This window comes from Pseudomonas sp. P108 (genome assembly GCF_032613195.1).
In the GTDB taxonomy this organism is placed as follows: domain Bacteria; phylum Pseudomonadota; class Gammaproteobacteria; order Pseudomonadales; family Pseudomonadaceae; genus Aquipseudomonas.
Genome location: NZ_CP126691.1, coordinates 5,713,539 through 5,732,854, shown reverse-complemented (window position 1 = coordinate 5,732,854; position 19,316 = coordinate 5,713,539). Strand labels below are relative to the sequence as shown.

At 59.2% G+C, this 19,316-nt stretch carries 15 protein-coding genes; 7 read left to right on the top strand and 8 right to left on the bottom strand.

The annotated features are described in order from the left end of the window. Positions 1-102: 102 nt before the first annotated feature. The gene (gene morA, locus QOM10_RS25260; RefSeq protein WP_150751709.1) at positions 103-3,951 is read right to left on the bottom strand and encodes a cyclic di-GMP receptor MorA; all 3,849 of its coding nucleotides are present in this window, start codon (positions 3,949-3,951) and stop codon (positions 103-105) included. A 285-nt stretch (positions 3,952-4,236) separates the two neighbouring features. Here morA and ettA point away from each other — a divergent pair, with 285 nt between their 5' ends. After that, positions 4,237-5,901 (top strand): energy-dependent translational throttle protein EttA, encoded by a 1,665-nt coding sequence (ettA, locus tag QOM10_RS25255; RefSeq protein ID WP_127929845.1) that lies wholly within the window; start codon positions 4,237-4,239, stop codon positions 5,899-5,901. A 349-nt stretch (positions 5,902-6,250) separates the two neighbouring features. Further along, positions 6,251-7,588 carry an NADP-specific glutamate dehydrogenase gene (gene gdhA, locus QOM10_RS25250; RefSeq protein WP_316917135.1) on the top strand — a complete coding sequence of 446 codons (1,338 nt, stop codon included), beginning with the start codon at positions 6,251-6,253 and terminating at the stop codon, positions 7,586-7,588. On the opposite strand, the gene QOM10_RS25245 is transcribed toward gdhA, so the two are convergent. From QOM10_RS25245 to QOM10_RS25230, 4 genes are all read right to left on the bottom strand, one after another. Next, positions 7,585-8,079 carry a GreA/GreB family elongation factor gene (locus QOM10_RS25245; RefSeq protein ID WP_316917134.1) on the bottom strand — a complete coding sequence of 165 codons (495 nt, stop codon included), beginning with the start codon at positions 8,077-8,079 and terminating at the stop codon, positions 7,585-7,587. The two genes, gdhA and QOM10_RS25245, sit on opposite strands and share 4 nt — an antisense overlap. A gap of 70 nt (positions 8,080-8,149) precedes the next feature. Next, entirely contained in the window at positions 8,150-8,506 is a 357-nt protein-coding gene (locus QOM10_RS25240; RefSeq protein WP_038361731.1) for a hypothetical protein, read from the bottom strand. 214 nt (positions 8,507-8,720) lie between these two features. Then, positions 8,721-10,574, bottom strand: coding sequence for a DUF4105 domain-containing protein (locus QOM10_RS25235; protein WP_316917133.1), 1,854 nt, complete (start codon positions 10,572-10,574; stop codon positions 8,721-8,723). A gap of 94 nt (positions 10,575-10,668) precedes the next feature. Beyond that, entirely contained in the window at positions 10,669-11,157 is a 489-nt protein-coding gene (locus tag QOM10_RS25230; RefSeq protein WP_007909797.1) for a DUF3015 domain-containing protein, read from the bottom strand. Positions 11,158-11,434: 277 nt separating this feature from the next. Between QOM10_RS25230 and QOM10_RS25225 the strand changes: the two genes are divergently transcribed. After that, positions 11,435-13,873 (top strand): Lon protease family protein, encoded by a 2,439-nt coding sequence (locus QOM10_RS25225; protein ID WP_095121721.1) that lies wholly within the window; start codon positions 11,435-11,437, stop codon positions 13,871-13,873. 312 nt (positions 13,874-14,185) lie between these two features. Continuing rightward, positions 14,186-14,503 (top strand): hypothetical protein, encoded by a 318-nt coding sequence (locus QOM10_RS25220; RefSeq protein WP_095121723.1) that lies wholly within the window; start codon positions 14,186-14,188, stop codon positions 14,501-14,503. 51 nt (positions 14,504-14,554) lie between these two features. Here the strand turns inward: QOM10_RS25220 and QOM10_RS25215 are convergent, their stop codons facing one another. After that, positions 14,555-16,384: a hypothetical protein gene (locus tag QOM10_RS25215; RefSeq protein ID WP_316917132.1), complete on the bottom strand. Its 1,830-nt coding sequence runs from the start codon at positions 16,382-16,384 to the stop codon at positions 14,555-14,557. Between the two features lie 161 nt (positions 16,385-16,545). Between QOM10_RS25215 and QOM10_RS25210 the strand changes: the two genes are divergently transcribed. From QOM10_RS25210 to QOM10_RS25200, 3 genes are all read left to right on the top strand, one after another. Continuing rightward, complete coding sequence (locus tag QOM10_RS25210) at positions 16,546-17,034, top strand: TIGR00645 family protein (RefSeq protein WP_007909801.1); 489 nt, start codon at positions 16,546-16,548, stop codon at positions 17,032-17,034. A gap of 135 nt (positions 17,035-17,169) precedes the next feature. Further along, a complete protein-coding gene (locus QOM10_RS25205) occupies positions 17,170-17,475 on the top strand; it encodes a DUF6482 family protein (RefSeq protein WP_095121727.1) in 306 nt (101 codons plus the stop codon). A gap of 122 nt (positions 17,476-17,597) precedes the next feature. Next, the gene (locus tag QOM10_RS25200; RefSeq protein ID WP_008078561.1) at positions 17,598-18,215 is read left to right on the top strand and encodes an FKBP-type peptidyl-prolyl cis-trans isomerase; all 618 of its coding nucleotides are present in this window, start codon (positions 17,598-17,600) and stop codon (positions 18,213-18,215) included. Positions 18,216-18,361: 146 nt separating this feature from the next. Here QOM10_RS25200 and QOM10_RS25195 read toward each other — a convergent pair whose 3' ends face one another. Then, positions 18,362-18,619 carry a hypothetical protein gene (locus QOM10_RS25195; protein WP_034153845.1) on the bottom strand — a complete coding sequence of 86 codons (258 nt, stop codon included), beginning with the start codon at positions 18,617-18,619 and terminating at the stop codon, positions 18,362-18,364. Between the two features lie 205 nt (positions 18,620-18,824). Further along, a complete protein-coding gene (locus QOM10_RS25190; protein WP_016986200.1) occupies positions 18,825-19,166 on the bottom strand; it encodes a zinc ribbon domain-containing protein YjdM in 342 nt (113 codons plus the stop codon). Positions 19,167-19,316: the final 150 nt, after the last annotated feature.

Sequence of the window (19,316 nt, the reverse complement as noted above, 5' to 3'; positions counted from 1 at the left end):
GCAGGCTCGCTCCCACAGTAACCGAGGTGCTCTTGCGATTTTCTGACCGACATCAATCCCTTGTGGGAGCGAGCCTGCTCGCGATGGCCGCGCCGCAGGACTTCAGTCGAACATGAACAGCGCGTCATTGCTGAACTGCGCCTCAAAACGCCCCGCTGGCATCGGCCGCCCGAACAGATAGCCCTGAACCTCATCGCAACCGTGCTCACGCAGGAAGTCCAGCTGTTCATGGGTTTCCACGCCTTCGGCGATTACCGCCAGATTCAGGCTGTGCGCCATGGCGATGATCGCCCGGGCAATTTGCGCGTCCTGCTCGCCGGACGGCAGGCCGTCGACAAACGTGCGGTCGATTTTCAGCACGTCGATCGGGAATTGCTTGAGGTAGTTCAGCGATGAGTAGCCGGTGCCGAAGTCATCGACCGCAATGCTCAGGCCGAGGTTTTTCAACCCGGCAAGAATCTGCATCGCTTCGCTGACTTCGCGCATCAGGATACTTTCGGTCAGTTCCAGTTCCAGACACGCCGGCGGCAGGCCGGTTTCGCGCAGGATCGTGGCGATCCGCGTGCCGAGTTGGCCATCGGAGAATTGCCGCGCGGAGATGTTCACCGAGACCTTCGGTACACGCACGCGGTTCTGGTGCCAGGTCTTCAGTTGGCGGCACGCCTCGCCGATCACCCAGTCGCCAACGTCGACCACCAGACCAAGCTCTTCGAGCACCGGAATGAAATCTCCCGGCGGCACCAGTCCACGACGTGGATGGCGCCAGCGCAACAGCGCTTCAGCGCCGGTCAGACGCTTGCCGTCGCCGCTGAACTGCGGCTGGTAATACAGGACGAATTCGTTCTGTTCCAAGGCGTGGCGCAGGTCGCTTTCCAGTTCCAGACGCTCCAGCGCACTGGCGTTCATGTCGGCCTGATAGAACTGGAAGTTGTTCTTGCCGCGCTCCTTGGCGTGGTACATCGCGGTGTCGGCGTTTTTCATCAACTGGCTGAGTTCGTTGCCATCCTGCGGACTCAGGGCGATGCCGATACTCGCGGTGACAAAGAACTCGCGGCCTTCGAGCACGAACGGTCGCACCAGGCTGCCAAGGATCTGCTCGGCGACATGAATCGCCCGGTTCAGCGCCATTTCGCGGCTGGAGCGGTGTTGCAGCAGCAGCGTGAATTCGTCACCGCCCATGCGCGCCACGGTGTCGTCATCGTCGACACAGGCCAGCAGGCGCGTGGCCATGTCTTTGAGCATACGGTCGCCGGCGGCGTGGCCGAGGGAGTCGTTGATCGGTTTGAAACGGTCGAGGTCGAGGAACATCAGCACCACCCACGACTTCTGCCGTTCGGCCGATTGCAGCGCAGTGTGCAGGCGATCCTGGAACAACGTGCGGTTCGGCAAATGGGTCAGGGCGTCGTAGTAGGCGAGGCGGTGAATGCGCTGCTCGCTGGCCTTGCGCTCGCTGATGTCGCTGAAGAAGCACACGTAACTGGCCAGATCACCCTCGTCGTCGAGCACCGCGGTGATGCCGACCCACGCTGGGTAGTGCTCGCCGTTACGGCGCTTCATCCAGACTTCACCTTCCCACGTGTTGTGCTCGTGCAATTGCTTGATCACGTAACGCAGGTGCGCGTCCTGTTGTTCGTCGACCGTGAGCATGTTCGGCAACTGGTCGAGCACTTCGCTCACTGCGTAACCGCTGACGCGGCTGAAAGCCTCGTTGGCCTGAACGATGTAGCCGGCTGGATCGGTGATCAGAATCGCCGAGGTCGAATGCTCGAAAACCGTGGCGGCCATGCGCAGGTCTTTTTCGGCGCGGCGCTGCTGACTGATGTCGCGACCGACGCCGAGCACGCCTTCAAACGCGCCATGCTCGTCCCACACCAGCACCAGACGCAGCTCGATCGGGATCTTGCGGCCATCGGCACGCAGGCAGTCGAACAGGAACAATTGCGTCTGCACCTGGCTACGCAAAATGGCCAGTTGCTCGGGTTTGTCCAACGCCTTGCTGACGCGATCCATCAGCGTGTAGATGCCGCTCAGTTGCTGCGGGTTGGCGATGGTCGATTGCCAGCCGTTCTGGAAAATCCACTCGGCGTCGTAACCCAGCACAGCCTGCACCGACGGGCTGACGTAGTTCAGCGAGAGCTTGCTGTCGGTGGAGAAAATCACGTCGCTGATGCTTTCGGCGAGCATGCGGTAGCGCTGCTCGCTGTCACGCAGCGATTCGCTGGCTTCGATCTGTTCGGTGATGTCCTTGGCCACGCCGATGATCCGCGTGACCTGATCATGTTTGTCGCGGGCCAGGGCCTGTTCGCGAATATCGAAACGCCGCCACTTGCCGTCGCGATGACGGAAACGCAACTGGCATTGCAGCAACTGACTGTAACCGGCGTGGCGCTGCAACTGGCGCGAGCGATGGTAGTAGTCGGCGTCTTCCGGGTGTAGCAGGATCTCCCAGAAGTACTCGCCCATCTGGTGCAATTCGGTGCGGTTGTAGCCGAGGGTCTGGCCGAGATGGTGGTTGCTGAAAATCATCCGCTGGCTGATCACGTCTTGCACGTACAGATGATCCGGCACGGTGCGCACCACGTCGGACCAGAAACCTTCGCGTTCGAGCAGCGACAGTTCGATCAGCTTGCGGCTGGTGATGTCGTTGATGCTGAGGATCACCGCTTTGTAGTCGTGCTGCTCGGTCGGCAGGCGCAACACCATCCACAGGTGTTGATCGCGGCCATTGATGTCCGGCAGTTTGATTTCCAGTTCCAGCTGCTTTTGTTGCTGCAGCACGGCATCGAGGACTTGATTGCCGATCGCGCACTGGCGGTGCGGATGGCCGTCGATCAGCAGTTGCCAGGCGTGCTCGCAAGAGTTGACGTTGAGCAGTTGCAACGCGACCTGGTTGACCTCGGTGACGCGCAGTTCCTGCAGCAGTTGCTGGCGTTGCTGCGGTTGGTCGAGCCACGCCTTGAGCTGATCGCTGGTCTGGATCTGCGCCTTGTCGAAGACTTGCTTGAGGCCGGACAGGTCCAGCACACACAGGGCCACACCGGTGCCTTCGAAAATGTCCTGATAGCGTCGGCGACCCTCATGTAACTGGCGTTGACGGCGGCGCATGTTCAACAGCGCGATCACCGGCAGCATCGAGAATGCCAGGCCCAACAGGCATTTGCCGATGAACGCCGGCAGCAATTCTTCCAGCACGCGCTGGCGGTCGAACAGGCCGCGCAACTGCCAATCGCTGCTGCTCAGCGGCACGGTCAGCACGGTGTTGGCCAGATCGTCCGGGGTCAGCACGCCGGGTTTGGCTGAAGGCAGCGCTTCGTCGCGGCTGATGATTTGATGGTTGATGCGGTTTTCCACCAGCCACAGCGGACGCAAACCGGTATCACCCTGTTTGGTCAGCGAGTCGAAGAACGTCGGGGTCAGGCGCAACGCCCAATAGCCGCGGGTGCTGCCGCTAGCCTGATGGAGTAATAGATGCACCACCGAGCCGTCATCGGCGTTGCTGAAATAATGCGCCTGGGCGCGACTGCGGCGCACCAGTTCGGTCAGGTAGTTGGCGTCGTCGCTGTCGACGGCGCTGTCGCTGATAATCCGCCCGGAAGGACTGAGCAACGCCATGCTGCGCAGATCGGGCAGCGACTGCTGAAGCTTGCGCAGCAGTGCCTGCTGTTCGTCGGCTGATTGCGGCTGTTCGACGATCGGTAGCAGATTGAGGGCGATTTGCGCGTTCAGCGCCATGTTCAGGCTGACCTGCGAGGCGAGGTCGGCGGTGTAATCGATGGTGTACTGACGCTGGTTTTTCTGGGTTTCGCGCAGTTGATCGAGCAGTTGCCAGAACAGCAACGCGAGCAACAAAAGCACGAGTGTCGCCAGCGCACCCTTTAATGTACCGCGCAGGGACGAGCCGGGCGCCGGTGGGGTGCTGCTCACAGAAGCTGGCGGAGTGACATTGGACAAGCTGTAATCCTGCGGTTTGGCTGGACTGGCGCGACGTGCACTATAAGCCGGACGCCCAAAGGGCGGCTAGCATGCCTTGAGTCGTGGCGAAGTGCCAGCCCCGCGCGGCTGGACTGCCTTCCGTCATTCAGGTAGCTTTGCCGGTTACGCGGGAGCGTTCCAGCTCCTAGACTCAGACTTTTTCAGCGCGCACGCATTGATAACCATCAAGTGAACGACGCGCATGGTCTGGCCGGGCTTCGCCTGCGCTGCAATCATTCATCTGTCACTGACCCAAGGTTCTCCATGGCTCAATACGTCTTCACCATGCATCGGCTGGGCAAAGTTGTTCCGCCGAAGCGGGAAATTCTCAAAAACATTTCGCTGTCGTTCTTCCCGGGCGCCAAGATCGGCGTACTCGGCCTCAACGGTTCGGGTAAGTCCACGCTGCTGAAAATCATGGCCGGCGTCGACACCGAATTCGAGGGCGAAGCCCGTCCGATGCCGGACCTGAACATCGGTTATCTGCCGCAAGAGCCGCAACTTGATCCGACCAAGACCGTGCGTGAAGTGGTCGAGGAAGCGGTCAGCGTGATCAAGGATGCGCAAGCGCGTCTGGACGAGGTCTACGCGGCCTACGCCGATCCGGATGCCGACTTCGACAAGCTCGCCGCCGAGCAAGCCAAACTCGAAGCGATCCTGCAGGCCAGCGATGGTCACAACCTTGAGCGCCAGCTGGAAGTCGCCGCCGATGCGCTGCGTCTGCCGGCCTGGGACGCCAAGGTCGAATTCCTCTCCGGTGGTGAAAAACGTCGTGTGGCGCTGTGCCGTCTGCTGCTGTCCGCGCCGGACATGCTGCTGCTCGACGAACCAACCAACCACTTGGACGCCGATTCGGTGGCGTGGCTGGAGCACTTCCTGCACGACTTCCCGGGCACCGTGGTTGCGATCACGCACGACCGTTACTTCCTCGACAACGTCGCTGGCTGGATTCTGGAACTCGACCGCGGCGCAGGCATTCCGTACGAAGGCAACTACTCGGGTTGGCTCGAAGCCAAGTCCGATCGTCTGGCTGCCGAATCCAAGCAGCAGTCGGCCCACGAAAAAGCCATGAAAGAAGAACTGGAGTGGGTGCGCAAAGGCGCCAAGGCCCGCCAGTCGAAATCCAAGGCTCGTCTGCAACGCTTCGAAGAAATGCAATCGCAGGAATTCCAGAAGCGCAGCGAAACCAACGAGATCTACATCCCGGCCGGTCCACGCCTGGGCGACAAGGTCATCGAGTTCAAGAATGTCACCAAGGGCTACGGCGATCGCGTGCTGATCGACAACCTGTCGTTCTCGATGCCGAAGGGCGCCATTGTTGGCGTGATCGGCGGTAACGGTGCCGGTAAGTCGACCCTGTTCCGCATGCTGATGGGCAAGGAAACACCGGATTCGGGCAGCATCGAAGTCGGCGAAACCGTGCAACTGGCCTGCGTCGATCAGAGCCGCGATGACCTGGATGGCAGCAAGACTGTGTTCCAGCAAATCTCCGACGGTTCCGACCAGATCCGCATCGGCAACTACGAGATCCCGTCGCGCACCTACGTCGGTCGCTTCAACTTCAAGGGCGGCGACCAGCAGAAGTTCGTCAAGGACCTGTCCGGTGGTGAGCGCGGTCGTCTGCACCTGGCGCTGACCCTGAAGGAGGGCGGCAACGTCCTGCTGCTCGACGAACCGTCCAACGACCTCGACGTTGAAACCCTGCGTTCCCTGGAGGAAGCCCTGCTGGACTTCCCGGGCGCCGCCATTGTGATCTCTCACGATCGGTGGTTCCTTGACCGCGTGGCGACACACATCCTGGCGTACGAAGACGACTCGCAAGCGATCTTCTTCGAAGGCAACTACACCGAGTACGAAGCCGATCGCAAAAAGCGTCTTGGCGAAGCGGCTGCCCAGCCACACCGGGTACGTCACAAGAAACTGGCCTGATTCGGGTTGGTTGCATAAAAAGAACGGAGCCTTCGGGCTCCGTTTTTTTTGCCCGGTTTCTGCTGGAACGCTTAGGCGTGGCATTCGCGAGCAGGCTCGCTCCCACATTTGAAATGCATTCCCCTGTGGGAGCGAGCCTGCTCGCGAAAGCGGTATAACTGTTGGTGCATTGTCCAAGGTCAATCTCACCAATCAGGTGCAAAACAAGCTCAAAAAACCGCCGGATTTATATCCTGTGCACCATTTAATTTCATAACTGCGACATTTCGCTCTGTTCCTGTGCGCATTTCGTTTGTTACAGTCCGGCTCAATCTCCTCCAACGACAATAAATTTGCCGAGACTTTTCCCATGATCGAATCCGTCGAATCCTTCCTTGCCCGTCTGAAAAAACGCGACCCGGATCAACCCGAATTCCACCAGGCCGTCGAAGAAGTCCTGCGCAGCCTGTGGCCGTTTCTCGAAGCCAATCCGCATTACCTGAACTCGGGGATTCTGGAGCGCATCTGCGAGCCGGAGCGTGCCGTGGTGTTCCGCGTGTCATGGGTCGACGATCAGGGCAAAGTCCAGGTCAATCGCGGTTTCCGCATCCAGATGAACAGCGCCATCGGCCCGTACAAGGGCGGCTTGCGCTTCCATCCGTCGGTGAACCTGGGTGTGCTGAAATTCCTCGCCTTCGAACAGACCTTCAAAAACTCCCTGACCTCGCTGCCCATGGGCGGCGGCAAGGGCGGTTCTGACTTCGATCCGAAGGGCAAGAGCGACGCAGAGGTCATGCGTTTCTGTCAGGCGTTCATGAGCGAGTTGTATCGCCATATCGGCGCCGACGTAGACGTGCCGGCCGGTGATATCGGTGTCGGTGCGCGGGAAATCGGCTTCCTGTTCGGCCAGTACAAACGCCTGAGCAACCAGTTCACCAGCGTGCTGACCGGCAAAGGCATGACCTACGGCGGCAGCCTGATTCGTCCGGAAGCCACCGGTTTCGGCTGCGTGTACTTCGCTGAAGAAATGCTCAAGCGCCGCGAGCAGACCGTCGAAGGCAAACGCGTGGCGATCTCCGGTTCCGGCAACGTGGCGCAATACGCGGCGCGCAAGGTCATGGATCTGGGCGGCAAAGTGATTTCCCTGTCCGACTCCGAAGGCACGTTGTACTGCGAAGCCGGGTTGAGCGAAGAACAATGGCTGGCGTTGCTGGAGCTGAAAAACGTCAAACGCGGTCGCATCAGCGAACTGGCGGCAGCGTTCGGTCTGGAGTTCCGCGCCGGTCAGCTGCCATGGTCGTTGCAGTGCGACATCGCGCTGCCGTGCGCTACGCAGAACGAACTCGACGCTGAGGCTGCACGCACGCTGCTGCGCAATGGCTGCGTATGCGTGGCCGAAGGCGCGAACATGCCGACCACGCTGGAGGCTGTGGATATCTTTATCGAGGCCGGCATTCTCTTCGCCCCAGGCAAGGCATCCAACGCTGGCGGCGTGGCGGTGAGCGGTCTGGAAATGTCACAGAACGCCATGCGTCTGCTGTGGACGGCGGGCGAGGTCGACAGCAAGCTGCACGCGATCATGCAATCGATTCACCACGCGTGCGTGCATTACGGCGAAGAGAACGGGCGGATCAACTACGTCAAAGGCGCTAACATCGCCGGCTTCGTCAAAGTCGCCGACGCGATGTTGGCGCAGGGTGTGGTTTAAGCCGGTTCGATGCGGATCACTTCAATCACTTGATCACCGGCGGGGCGCTGCCACAGCACCTCGTCATTGAGCCGGGCACCCATCAGCGCCCGGCCCAGCGGTGATCCCCAATTGATCAGGCCTTTGCTGGCATCGGCCTGATCCTCGCCGACCAGTTGCACGCGGCGTTCGGTGTCGTGCTCATCGGCGTAGGTCACCCAACTGCCGATCTGCACTTTGTCCCTGGACGTAGCGGCAACCGCCACTTGTGCGCTGCTCAGGCGCTGATTGAAATAACGCAAATCCCGTTGCAGATCCGCCAGCCGTTGTTTGTCGGCCTGCTCGCCTTTGGCTGATTGTTCGGCGTGCAAGGTTTGCAGTTCAGCGACCTTCGCCTGCAACTGCGCCAAGCCTTGCGGCGTGACGTAATTGGGCTGGTCACTGACCTGGCGTTCGACCGGCTGATCGGCTTGCGCGGCGGCGTTGTCTTCGTTGACGAATGCGCGACTCATGGTGTCCTCCTCGTATGAGGTTTGGGCCATGCTCGCAGGCATTTGGTTTCAATGGATGTCTGGGAGCGACCTATTGCGAGCGATAGGCCCGCCCGGCGTCCTGGTCTTTCTGTTGCTGCCAGGCACGTTCGCGTTCATCCCAGTGTTCGTTGCGGTATTGCTCGCGATCCTTGTTTTCGAGCATTGCCTGACACTGGCGAAAACCGTCGGTCCAGCCTTCGGCGTATTGCTTGTCCTTGAGATAGCGCGGCACGTTCTTGCGGAATTCGCCGCTGATCGAACCGGCCGCCTGACGGCCGCTGATGCAACCATCGTCAAAGCCGTCGGCGAAGGCCGGTGGATAACCCTTGGCGATCAAATCTTCATGGGTGGTCTGGCAACCGCCCAGCAACAAAACAACACCCAACAAACCCGCACACCGCCACATCGCACTCTCCCGCGCCGGTTGTCCGGCTTATGGGGAAAGTCTAGAAGGGGATTCGTCGGGCGTTGGTGAAAGGCGTGTGAGTAATTCGTTGAGCGCCACAAATCCCCTGTAGGAGTGAGCCTGCTCGCGATAGCGGTGTATCAGTCACCGCAACAGTGACTTATGAATTGCTATCGCGAGCAGGCTCACTCCTACAAGGGGGATGTGTTCAGGATCAATAGTGATACCACTTCACTTCAAGCATGACTTCGGTTTCCGGCGTGGCGAGATGGCTGAACTCACGCTGCGCACTCAGGCGCAAACCCAGATTACGCGACAACTCCCACTGCTGATTCAGGCTCAGGCTACGACGCACTTCGCCATTGAAGAAGTAATCACCTTTGGCTTCCATGCTCAGATTGCCCAGGGGGTTTTTCCACAACACGCCGGTATTGAAACCGCCGGCCGGGGATACAAACTCGGCGAAATCATTGTTGTGTTCAACGCGCACGGTGCCGAGGGCAAAACCCAGCACATCGTCACCCAGCGCCCACGTGCCGCCGCCACCACCGTTGACGTGGCTGACCAGCGTTTCGTCATCATGCTTGCCCGGTACGCGCTCAAGACCGCCAGTGACTTGCCACGACAGCGGTTGCAGCAGCTCATTGCGCGGTGTCAGCGAGCGAATCGTCGCCAGATCCAGTTGCTGGAACTGCCAGTGATTGCCTTCGTATTGACGCAACTTCATCTGCAGGATCTCGATCTGCGCGCCAAGCGGGAAGCTTTCGGCGTTGTCGTTGAGATCGTGATAGGCCATGCGCAAGCCGTATTCGCCGAATGCACGATCACCACGGGTGCCGAGACCCGCTTGCCAGGTGCGTGATTCATGGCCGTCTTCCGGCAGGCCCGGTTGCGGAATTTCCAGCTCGGGTGCGGGGTTCTTATTGATCGCCCGCAGCAATTCGAAACTGCGCTGCGCCCGTTGCGGATCACGCTCCTGACCGTTGGCACGGTAACGCTCCAGGCGATACGCCGCGTCGATGATCAACGCCTGACGGTCGCGTGGCAGGGCTTTGAAAGCCGGATCCTGCAACACTTGTTGATCGGCGCTGACTTTCAGTACCCAATCCTGTTCTTCACCGCTGAGCGGCTCGGCACGGCTAAGCAATTCGCGTTCACGGGACGGACGATATTCGATGCTTTCCACCAGCCCGGCTTCTTTCACCGCTTTGACGGTGTCGGTGGGAATCGCGGTCAACGGGAATTGTTCGGTCAGGCGCAGGCTCGGCCGTGCGACTTGCAGCAGTTCCAGCAGACGATACGAGCAGTTTTCATCGAAGAAGAAATAGTCGAACTGGATCTGCTTCAGCTCCCACACATGTTCAACCATGCGTGCGGTTTCTTCTTGCGTCAGATTCAGTCGGTATTCCCACAGATCGCGGTTTTCCAGGCTGCGGTATTCGGAAAGTTTTTCCTGATACGGCACCAGTGCGAACAGGCCGGGATAACCGCCCATCAAGCCTTTCCAGGCGTAAAGAATGCTGTTGTCCGAGCCTTCGATGTAGGCGCCGAAGTTGATCGCGTAACTGAGCAGCGAAGTTTTGTCGGCCTGCACGTCAGCCTGATCGATACGCAGCAGGGTATGGCCGAACATCGACGACGGACTGTTCAAGTACGCCGCCGGAAAGATCATCACCGCGCTGTGCGGCGAGACATCCTTGAACCATTTTTTGTACTCGGCGCACTCGGGCGTCGGCAGATCGGTCAGGTTGAGCTGCGCTTTCAACCAGCGAGTGCGCGCCGGATAAACGCATTGCGCATGTTGCTCGCCGAGACTGGCCGGGGCGTACAGCGCTTGCACGGTGGCCGCCAGTTCATGATCGGGATGTTCATTGCCATCGGGCGCCAGAAAGAATTTCTTGTCGCTGACATAGCTGCGCCAGCCACCAAGCTTGGCGGTTTCGTAGTGACCGAGGGAAATCCAGAAACGGTCGTTGGCCAGTTGCTGCAAACGTTGAGGGTCGATGGTTGGCGCGGCGGACAGCGGGGCGCAGACACAGAGCGCCAGCCAGGCAAGGCGTTTGAGCATAGTCGGCAACTTGAACAGGAAAGAAATAAAGACCCAAGGAGGGCGGGCCGAAAAAACAAAACCCGCTTCCCGAAGGAAGCGGGTGGGGCCGAGCTTAAGCCTGAGTTGCGTACTTGGCCAGACGAGGATCCGATTTCAGTACGGCCAGGGTGTTGGTATGCACGTCTTCAGCGGTCACGTCAGCCTTGCTGAAGATCTGCTGGAAGTGCTCGTGAGTCACAGCAGCGAAGTGCGCACGGTCTTCCGGCGCCACGCCCAGTACCACGGCATAAGTCGTCAGCGCTTCGCCGTTGCCTTTGGCCATGTCTTCGGACAGCTCGTTCATCATGCCATTCATGGCAAACCAGGATTTGCCGCCGTAGGTCAGCGAAGCGTTGGTCGAGCAGCCGTTGGTGCCGGACGTCATCCCGAAGGTGGCGTTACCGGAAGTGCCGTTGGTGGTGGAAGCGAGGAAGTGAGCAGGGGTGCCACGCTGACCTTCGAACAGCATGTTGCCCCAACCGCAATCCGGGCCGCCTGGAGCTTGCGCCATTGCGTTGATGGATACAGCGGTGAAGAGAGTACCGAGAAGAATCCGTTTCATAGCTTTTTTCTCTTTGTGTGCATACCAATGGACAGGGTTCTGACACCTGGCGGTGCCAGTGGGCCAGTATTAGTTCCAGCCGCGCAGTTTGGAGTTTAGGCACGTTCCTGCGGTTCCGTGAGTTTTTACAAAAGATTTGGCGATAACCCCGATTTCATGGGTGCCGGGGCAGGGGCGGGCGGTTGTCTATGCTTTGTAGTGTGGCGCGCCTTGCCAGTGGGGCACGGGCGGCGCCAGAATGCCGCTATCTGCCCCGCCTGATTGTTAAGGAAGCCCGATGCCTGATCCTGTTGCTGCCAGCTTGCGTCTTGCGCCCGAAGCGCTGACCCGTCCGTTTTCCGCTGAACAGTTCAGCTTCACTACCACCAATGATCTGGAGCCCTTTCGCGGTGTGCTTGGCCAGGAACGCGCGGTCGAAGCCTTGCAGTTCGGTGTGGCCATGCCACGCCCCGGTTACAACGTGTTTGTCATGGGAGAGCCCGGCACCGGCCGCTTCTCGTTCGTCAAACGCTACCTGAAGGCCGAAGGAAAACGCCTGCAGACCCCGGCGGACTGGGTCTACGTGAATAATTTCGATGAGCCGCGCGAACCGCGAGCCCTGGAGTTGCCTTCGGGCACGGCCGGCGCCTTTATCGGTGACATCAACGGCTTGATCGACAACCTGCTGGCGACATTTCCCGCGGTGTTCGAACACCCTTCCTACCAGCAGAAGAAAAGCGCGATCGACCGCGCCTTCAACCAGCGCTACGACAAGGCCCTCGACATCATCGAGCGCCTGGCCCTGGAAAAAGACGTCGCCTTGTACCGCGACGCCAGCAACATTGCCTTCACACCGATGCTCGACGGTAAAGCGCTGGACGAAGCGGAATTCGCTCAGTTGCCGGAAGCCGATCGTGAGCGTTTCCACGATGACATTTCCGGCCTCGAAGAACGTCTGAACGAAGAACTCGCCAGCCTGCCGCAATGGAAGCGCGAGTCGAACAATCAACTGCGCTCGCTCAACGAAGAAACCATCACCCTGGCCTTGCAGCCATTGTTGTCGCCGTTGTCGGAGAAGTACGCGGAAAACGCTGCGGTGTGCGGTTACCTGCAAGCGATGCAGGTCTATCTGCTGAAAACCGTGGTCGAGCAACTGGTCGACGACAGCAAGACCGACGCCGTTGCGCGCAAGCTGCTGGAAGAGCAATACGCGCCGAGCCTGGTGGTTGGTCATCCGGTCAGCGGCGGTGCGCCGGTGGTGTTCGAGCCGCACCCGACTTACGAAAACCTCTTCGGTCGCATCGAATACACCACCGATCAGGGGGCGCTCTACACCACCTATCGCCAGTTGCGTCCGGGTGCCTTGCACCGCGCCAACGGCGGTTTCCTGATTCTTGAAGCGGAAAAAATGCTCAGCGAGCCGTTCGTGTGGGACGCGCTGAAACGCGCCCTGCAATCGCGCAAACTGAAAATGGAATCACCGCTGGGCGAGATGGGCCGTTTCGCCACCGTGACCCTCAACCCGCAGCACATTCCGTTGCAGGTCAAAGTCATCATTATCGGTGCGCGTTCGCTTTACTACACGCTGCAAGACCTCGATCCGGACTTCCAGGAGATGTTCCGCGTTCTGGTGGATTTCGACGAAGACATCCCGATGGTCGACGAGAGTCTGGAGCAATTTGCCCAGCTCTTGAAAACCCGTACCTCGGAAGAAGGCATGGCACCGCTGACTGCCGATGCGGTGGCGCGTCTGGCCACTTACAGCGCACGTCTGGCCGAACACCAAGGGCGTTTGTCGGCGCGCATAGGCGATCTGTTCCAGTTGGTCAGCGAGGCGGATTTCATTCGTCATCTGGCCGGCGATGAGATGACCGATGCCGGGCATATCGAACGTGCGCTGAAAGCCAAAGCCACACGGACTGGTCGTGTGTCGGCGCGGATTCTCGACGACATGCTCGCCGGGATCATCCTCATCGACACCGATGGCGCGGCGGTCGGCAAGTGCAACGGTCTGACCGTACTCGAAGTCGGCGATTCGGCGTTCGGTGTGCCGGCGCGGATTTCCGCCACGGTGTACCCGGGCGGCAGCGGCATCGTCGACATCGAGCGTGAGGTTAACCTTGGTCAACCGATCCACTCCAAAGGCGTGATGATCCTCACCGGGTATCTGGGCAGCCGTTACGCTCAGGAATTCCCGCTGGCGATTTCCGCGAGCATCGCACTCGAGCAATCCTACGGTTACGTCGATGGCGACAGTGCGTCGTTGGGCGAGGCGTGCACACTGATTTCGGCGCTGTCGAAAACGCCGTTGAAGCAGTGCTTCGCGATCACCGGTTCGATCAACCAGTTCGGTGAAGTGCAGGCAGTGGGCGGAGTCAACGAGAAGATCGAAGGCTTCTTCCGCCTCTGCGAAGCACGCGGCTTGACTGGCGAGCAGGGCGCGATCATTCCGCAGGCCAACGTCGCAACACTGATGCTCGATGAGAAAGTGCTGGCGGCGGTGCGTGCCGGGCAGTTCCATGTGTACGCGGTGCGTCAGGCCGACGAGGCGTTGAGTCTGTTGGTTGGCGAACCGGCCGGTGAGCCGAATGCCGACGGCGAATTCCCGGAAGGCAGTATCAACGCACGGGTGGTCGAGCGCTTGCGCGACATCGCTGAGATGATCAGCGAAGAAGACCTCAAGGAAGCCGAGAAAGAACTGGCGCAGGAGGCTTTGGCCGAAGCCAAACCGGCCTGAGCCTAAACGCGGTCACAAACTGTGGGAGCGAGCCTGCTCGCGAAAACGCTGTATCAGACGACGAATAAGTTGCCTGACACTCCGCATTCGCGAGCAGGCTCACTCCTACATTTGTTTTGTGTTGATCTTCAGGTAATTCGCCACATCTCTGACGCCAATATTCACACAATGACCATTCGGCGCCTTCTGGTTCTATCCAGCTTGCGCAGCGGACTTTTCTTCTATTCTCAGCTCAAGGATATCGACAGTATCACTGGATCGAGCCAGTCCCCCCGTGGGGGCTGAATACCGGCTTCACCGAGGGTCGCCGCCATGTCGCGCAACCTCTGTCTCACCCGTCAATGCCTGGGTCTGGTGACCCGTATCGAATGCGCCATCAAGCCGTTGGCCGGCGATAACGGCATGTGGACGCTGCTCTTCGCTGCCGGCATGGCCGGCGAACAACCTTCCGCCATCAAAGCCCAGGGCCCGTTTCATGGGCCGGTCGCCGCTGAATCGATACTCGACACCATTGTCGAAAGCCTGACCTTGCATGGTTACGAACTGGCCGACGATCCGCAGATCTGGAGCCTGCACCTGCAAGCCCAGCTGCGGCAGATCAACGGTGGACGTGGCCGCAGCCTGAATTAGGATCTACGCCTGCAGGAGCTGCCGCAGGCTGCGATCTTTTGATCCTGCACTTCAAGGCGCAGTCTCAGGCATTGGCGCCTTGTCGAGTTTGACCTCAAAGCCGTATTGCACGGTAGCGAGGTCGGTTCGCTGATAGGTTTCCACGTGGCTTGGGCGGCCATAAAAGTAATGCACGCCAAACAACGCCGGGCCTTCTGCGCCCGCGTCGTGGCTGACTGAAAGGATCTGCTTGAGATAGCTGCCGCTGTCATCCTTGACGAAGAAACGCCATTCGTTGGGCGCAAACAGTTTCAGGTCCACCACCAGCATGTTGTTCTTGATCTCCAGGCCTTTGGGCAGTGACTTGGCGTCGTACGTCTGTTTCGCCACCGTGGCGAGAAACAGCGGCATTGAGCCGACGGCAATCGCCGGGGTTTCCGGGAACAGATTCAAATCGTAAGTAATCGTCGCGCGCAGCGGATCGACTTGATACGCCTCGGGCGGCAGTTCGATCGGCTCATCGAGCTTGCCGCTGCGCTTTTCGGTGAAAAACGTGACGGGGCTGACACCCGGACTGAAGTCATCGCCCAGCAATTCATCGTTGAACGTGCGGCGATGGGAGAACTCGATGCGGGCAGCGCTCGGTTCTTCCACGGATTGATGGATGCGAATGCCGGCCTTCAGTTGTTCTTCGGTGAGGCTCGCACCCTTGAGCCAGTTGACCGCCAGGTCGTCGTAAACCGTCACTGACGGATCCAGTGGCTGGATGGTTTTCTCCGTGGTGTGCTGATTGAACGTGCGAATCGGCAGATCCAGCGGTTTACGCGTCACGGTCGCCGAGGAAAAATCCAGCACGCTGACTTCCAGGGTATCGATCGGGCCGTTGAAGTAGACCTTGTTATAGCGACGTGGATGTTTCTCCTCGAATGCCTGCTGCTCTTGCGTGAGCTGCTTTTCCAGCGTATCGCTCCAGCTCTTCTGCTGTTGCAGGTACGCCAGTTGTTTCTGGTAGAAGGCGACTTGCTCCGGACTCTCGTTGATCGAGCCGGCACGCACCAGATACTGGCCGGTTTTATCGCGGGCCTGGACGATCAGCGGATTGAGTTGGGCATCGGCGACTTCCGCGGCCAGCGGCAGGTTGTTGCTGAATTCGACCTCGGCGTAGTCCTTTTCAAGCTTCAGCAGTTTGACGCTGAGATTGTCGTTGGTGCGGGTCTGGCCGACGTCCTTTTGCGTCAGGTCGAAGCTGTACAGGCGGCGCGGCGCGATGACTTCGATCCGCCCTTGGAGGCTGACCGGTTGCGGCAGGGTCTTCTTGTCCACATCCAGTCCGTCAATGAACGGGTAGGTTACGGTCAGGTCATCGGGGTTGGTGACGTTGGAGCTGGAGGGGCTGAGCTGAATACCCGGATCGGTTTCCGACCATTCCGGCTGATAAGCGATCACGCGTTTGTTGCTCAACGTTACCGACTGCCATTCCACCCCATGGGGAAACAGGAAACCGCCGGGAATGTTCAGGTTGAAGGGGAACACCGGTTGCAGGTCGGTGAGGTAATCGGAGCTGGCGTCCTTGTGCAGCACGAACAGGCCATTGATAAAAGTGTCGACCAGCGTCTGCGGGGCAGGGTAGTGCTTGAGCACGGCGAGTGCGTCTTCGCCGTATTCGGTGCGCGGTGGATTGTCGCTCAGCTTGAGTTGCGCCCGTTCAAGCAACAGCAGTGAGCCGCCAAGTTCGGTGATGGCGTCCTTGAGTTTCGGATCGGTGATGGCGTCCAGCGACTGTTCGAACGTTGCGGTCTTTTCTTCAAGGCTGGCGGCGTGCTTCTCGTCGCCAGGCGAGCAACCGCTGATCAACAGTGCAAGGCAGATTCCGGCCGTCGTTATCGGTAATCGCACATCCATTTCCACGCGTCCTGTCTACAGTCACTGGGCTGTCAATGGTTTGGACACTAGCAGAAAAAAAATCACTCACACACGCAGGTGGCGGATTTTTCGGCGGTTTCTGGCTGTCATAGGTGGCTGTTATACTCGCCGCCATTTCCAGCCCCCCTGTGTGAGACTCAATGGAACGCTTTATCGAAAACGCAATGTACGCCTCGCGCTGGCTGCTGGCGCCAATCTATATCGGGCTGTCCCTCGGATTGCTGGCGCTGGCACTGAAATTTTTCCAGGAAGTTTTCCACATCCTGCCCAACGTGTTCTCGATGGCCGAGTCGGAACTGATTCTGGTGCTGCTGTCGCTGATCGATATGGCGCTGGTCGGCGGCCTGCTGGTCATGGTGATGATTTCCGGGTACGAGAACTTCGTCTCTGAACTGAACATCGATGAAGGCAAGGAAAAGCTAAGCTGGCTCGGCACCATGGACTCTTCGTCGCTGAAGATGAAAGTGGCAGCCTCAATCGTGGCGATCTCCTCGATCCACCTGCTGCGCATCTTCATGGACGCCAAGAACGTCGATCCCGAGCACTTGATGTGGTACGTGATCATCCACATGACCTTCGTCGTTTCGGCGTTCGCCATGGGTTACCTGGACAAGGTCACCAAGCACTGATCAACCGTTGATCGCTGCAAAAACACCGCCCGTCTGTTGCGAAACAGACGGGCGGTGTCGTTTGTGGCTTGTGCTTTGGTGCGCGCGGGCATATCCCTGTAGAGGTCCTGACTCGCCACGTTGTGAGGTGCGTTCATGAACCTGCAAGAGTTGAATGCGTTTGCCATCGCCAGGAAGGTTGATGAGTTGAACCTGATCTCCATGGAAGGCGGGATTTACCTGCTCGAAGCACGGATGCATGGCGCGGCGTATCCGTTGAGTGATCTCAAAGGCAACATGCTGACGCTACGCTCGGTTGAGCACGCACGGGATTTGTTGCATGCCTTTCCGGTGTTGCCATTCAACCTTGTACACACCTCGGTACATGACGAAATGTGTGGTCTGGGTCCCAGTGGCGAGGAAAGCCTGAAGGTGCCGCTCGCCTGGCGTTCAGCCCTGTAGGCGTTGCGCGCCATCGCCGGAACATCTGTGCTAGTCTGCTCGCCCTTTTGGTTCCGGGCGCGCCGGGACGCGCTGTGCACGCACGGCACGTCTTGTGGCCGTCCGCACAGCGGAGCAGTGTCATGTCCGAAGTAAATCTGTCCACCGACGAAACCCGCGTCAGCTACGGTATCGGCCGTCAGCTGGGTGACCAGCTGCGCGACAACCCGCCACCGGGCGTTAGCCTGGACGCCATCCTGGCCGGTCTGACCGACGCTTTCGCCGGTAAGGAAAGCCGTGTGGGTCAGGAAGAAATGTCCGCCAGCTTCAAGGTTATCCGCGAAATCATGCAAGCCGAAGCCGCTGCCAAAGCTGAAGCCGCTGCTGGCGAAGGCCTGGCCTTCCTGGCTGAAAACGCCAAGCGTGACGGCATCACCACCCTGGCTTCCGGCCTGCAATTCGAAGTGCTGACTCAGGGCGAAGGCGCCAAGCCGACCCGTGAAGATCAAGTACGTACTCACTACCACGGCACCCTGATCGACGGCACTGTGTTCGACAGCTCCTACGAGCGTGGCCAGCCTGCAGAATTCCCGGTTGGCGGCGTGATCGCTGGCTGGACCGAAGCCCTGCAACTGATGAATGCCGGCAGCAAATGGCGTCTGTACGTGCCGAGCGAACTGGCTTACGGCGCTCAAGGCGTTGGCAGCATCCCGCCGCACAGCGTTCTGGTATTCGACGTCGAGCTGCTGGACGTTCTGTAAGACCGGGCCTGCCTTGATGGCGGGCTAATGTAGGAGTGAGCCTGCTCCGGGCGGCGATCCGACGATGACGTCTCTTCAGTCGACGAATTCGTTGCCTGATACACCGCCATCGCGAGCAGGCTCACTCCCACAGTTTTTACCGAGTTTCATAGTTCTATCTTGTGATGCAGCTCACTGGTCGGGCGCAACGCCCGGGCATAGCAGAACAGGAACAGATTGCGCACCAGCTCCTTGAGCACCAATGGCTCGCTGGAATTGAGGCTGCTGACGTCCAGATCCCCTTGGTCTTGCAGCTCATGCAGGGCTTCTTCTTCAAGCACCGCACAGACTTCACCGGTTTCCCGATGGAGGATTCTGAGGTAAGGGTGTGGGCGATCCAGCCACGCGTCGATCAAATAAGTCATGGTTCTCATCTCCTTGTAGGGTTTCAATGAGAATAATTCTTATTCGTCAAATAGCAAGCGTCTATTGGCGGATTGTGAAATTTTCCGGGTAAAGATTGCGTAAGGTCAAAACGGCTGGCGTTTGGCTATTGCTTGGTTTTGCTGGGGCGGAGCGGGGAGGGCGAAGCTCCATCCCACGGCTGGCGCGGGATGGATGACAGTGGAATCAGACCTTTCTGACGAACTCGGATTTGAGCTTCATCGGGCCGATACCGTCGATCTTGCAGTCGATGTCGTGGTCGCCATCGCACAGACGGATGTTCTTGACCTTGGTGCCGACCTTGACCACCAGCGAAGTGCCCTTGACCTTCAGATCCTTGATCACGGTGATGGTGTCGCCGTCCTGCAGGACGTTGCCGACCGAATCTTTCTTCACGGCATCATCGGACGCCACTTCGGCTTCGCCGCTGGCAGACCACTCGTGGGCGCACTCCGGGCACACCAGTTGGGTGCCGTCTTCGTAGGTGTATTCGGAATTGCATTTCGGGCAGGGTGGCAACGTGCTCACTAAGGCTCCTTGGGATGTGGATCGCTAAAAGTCGCACATTGTATAGGGTTTTACGCGAGGGAGGGCATAGCGCAGAAACAACTGTGGGAGCGACGGTGCGACGATTCGACCTGCTCGCGAAGGCGTCAGGTCAGTCAACATTGAAGTCGA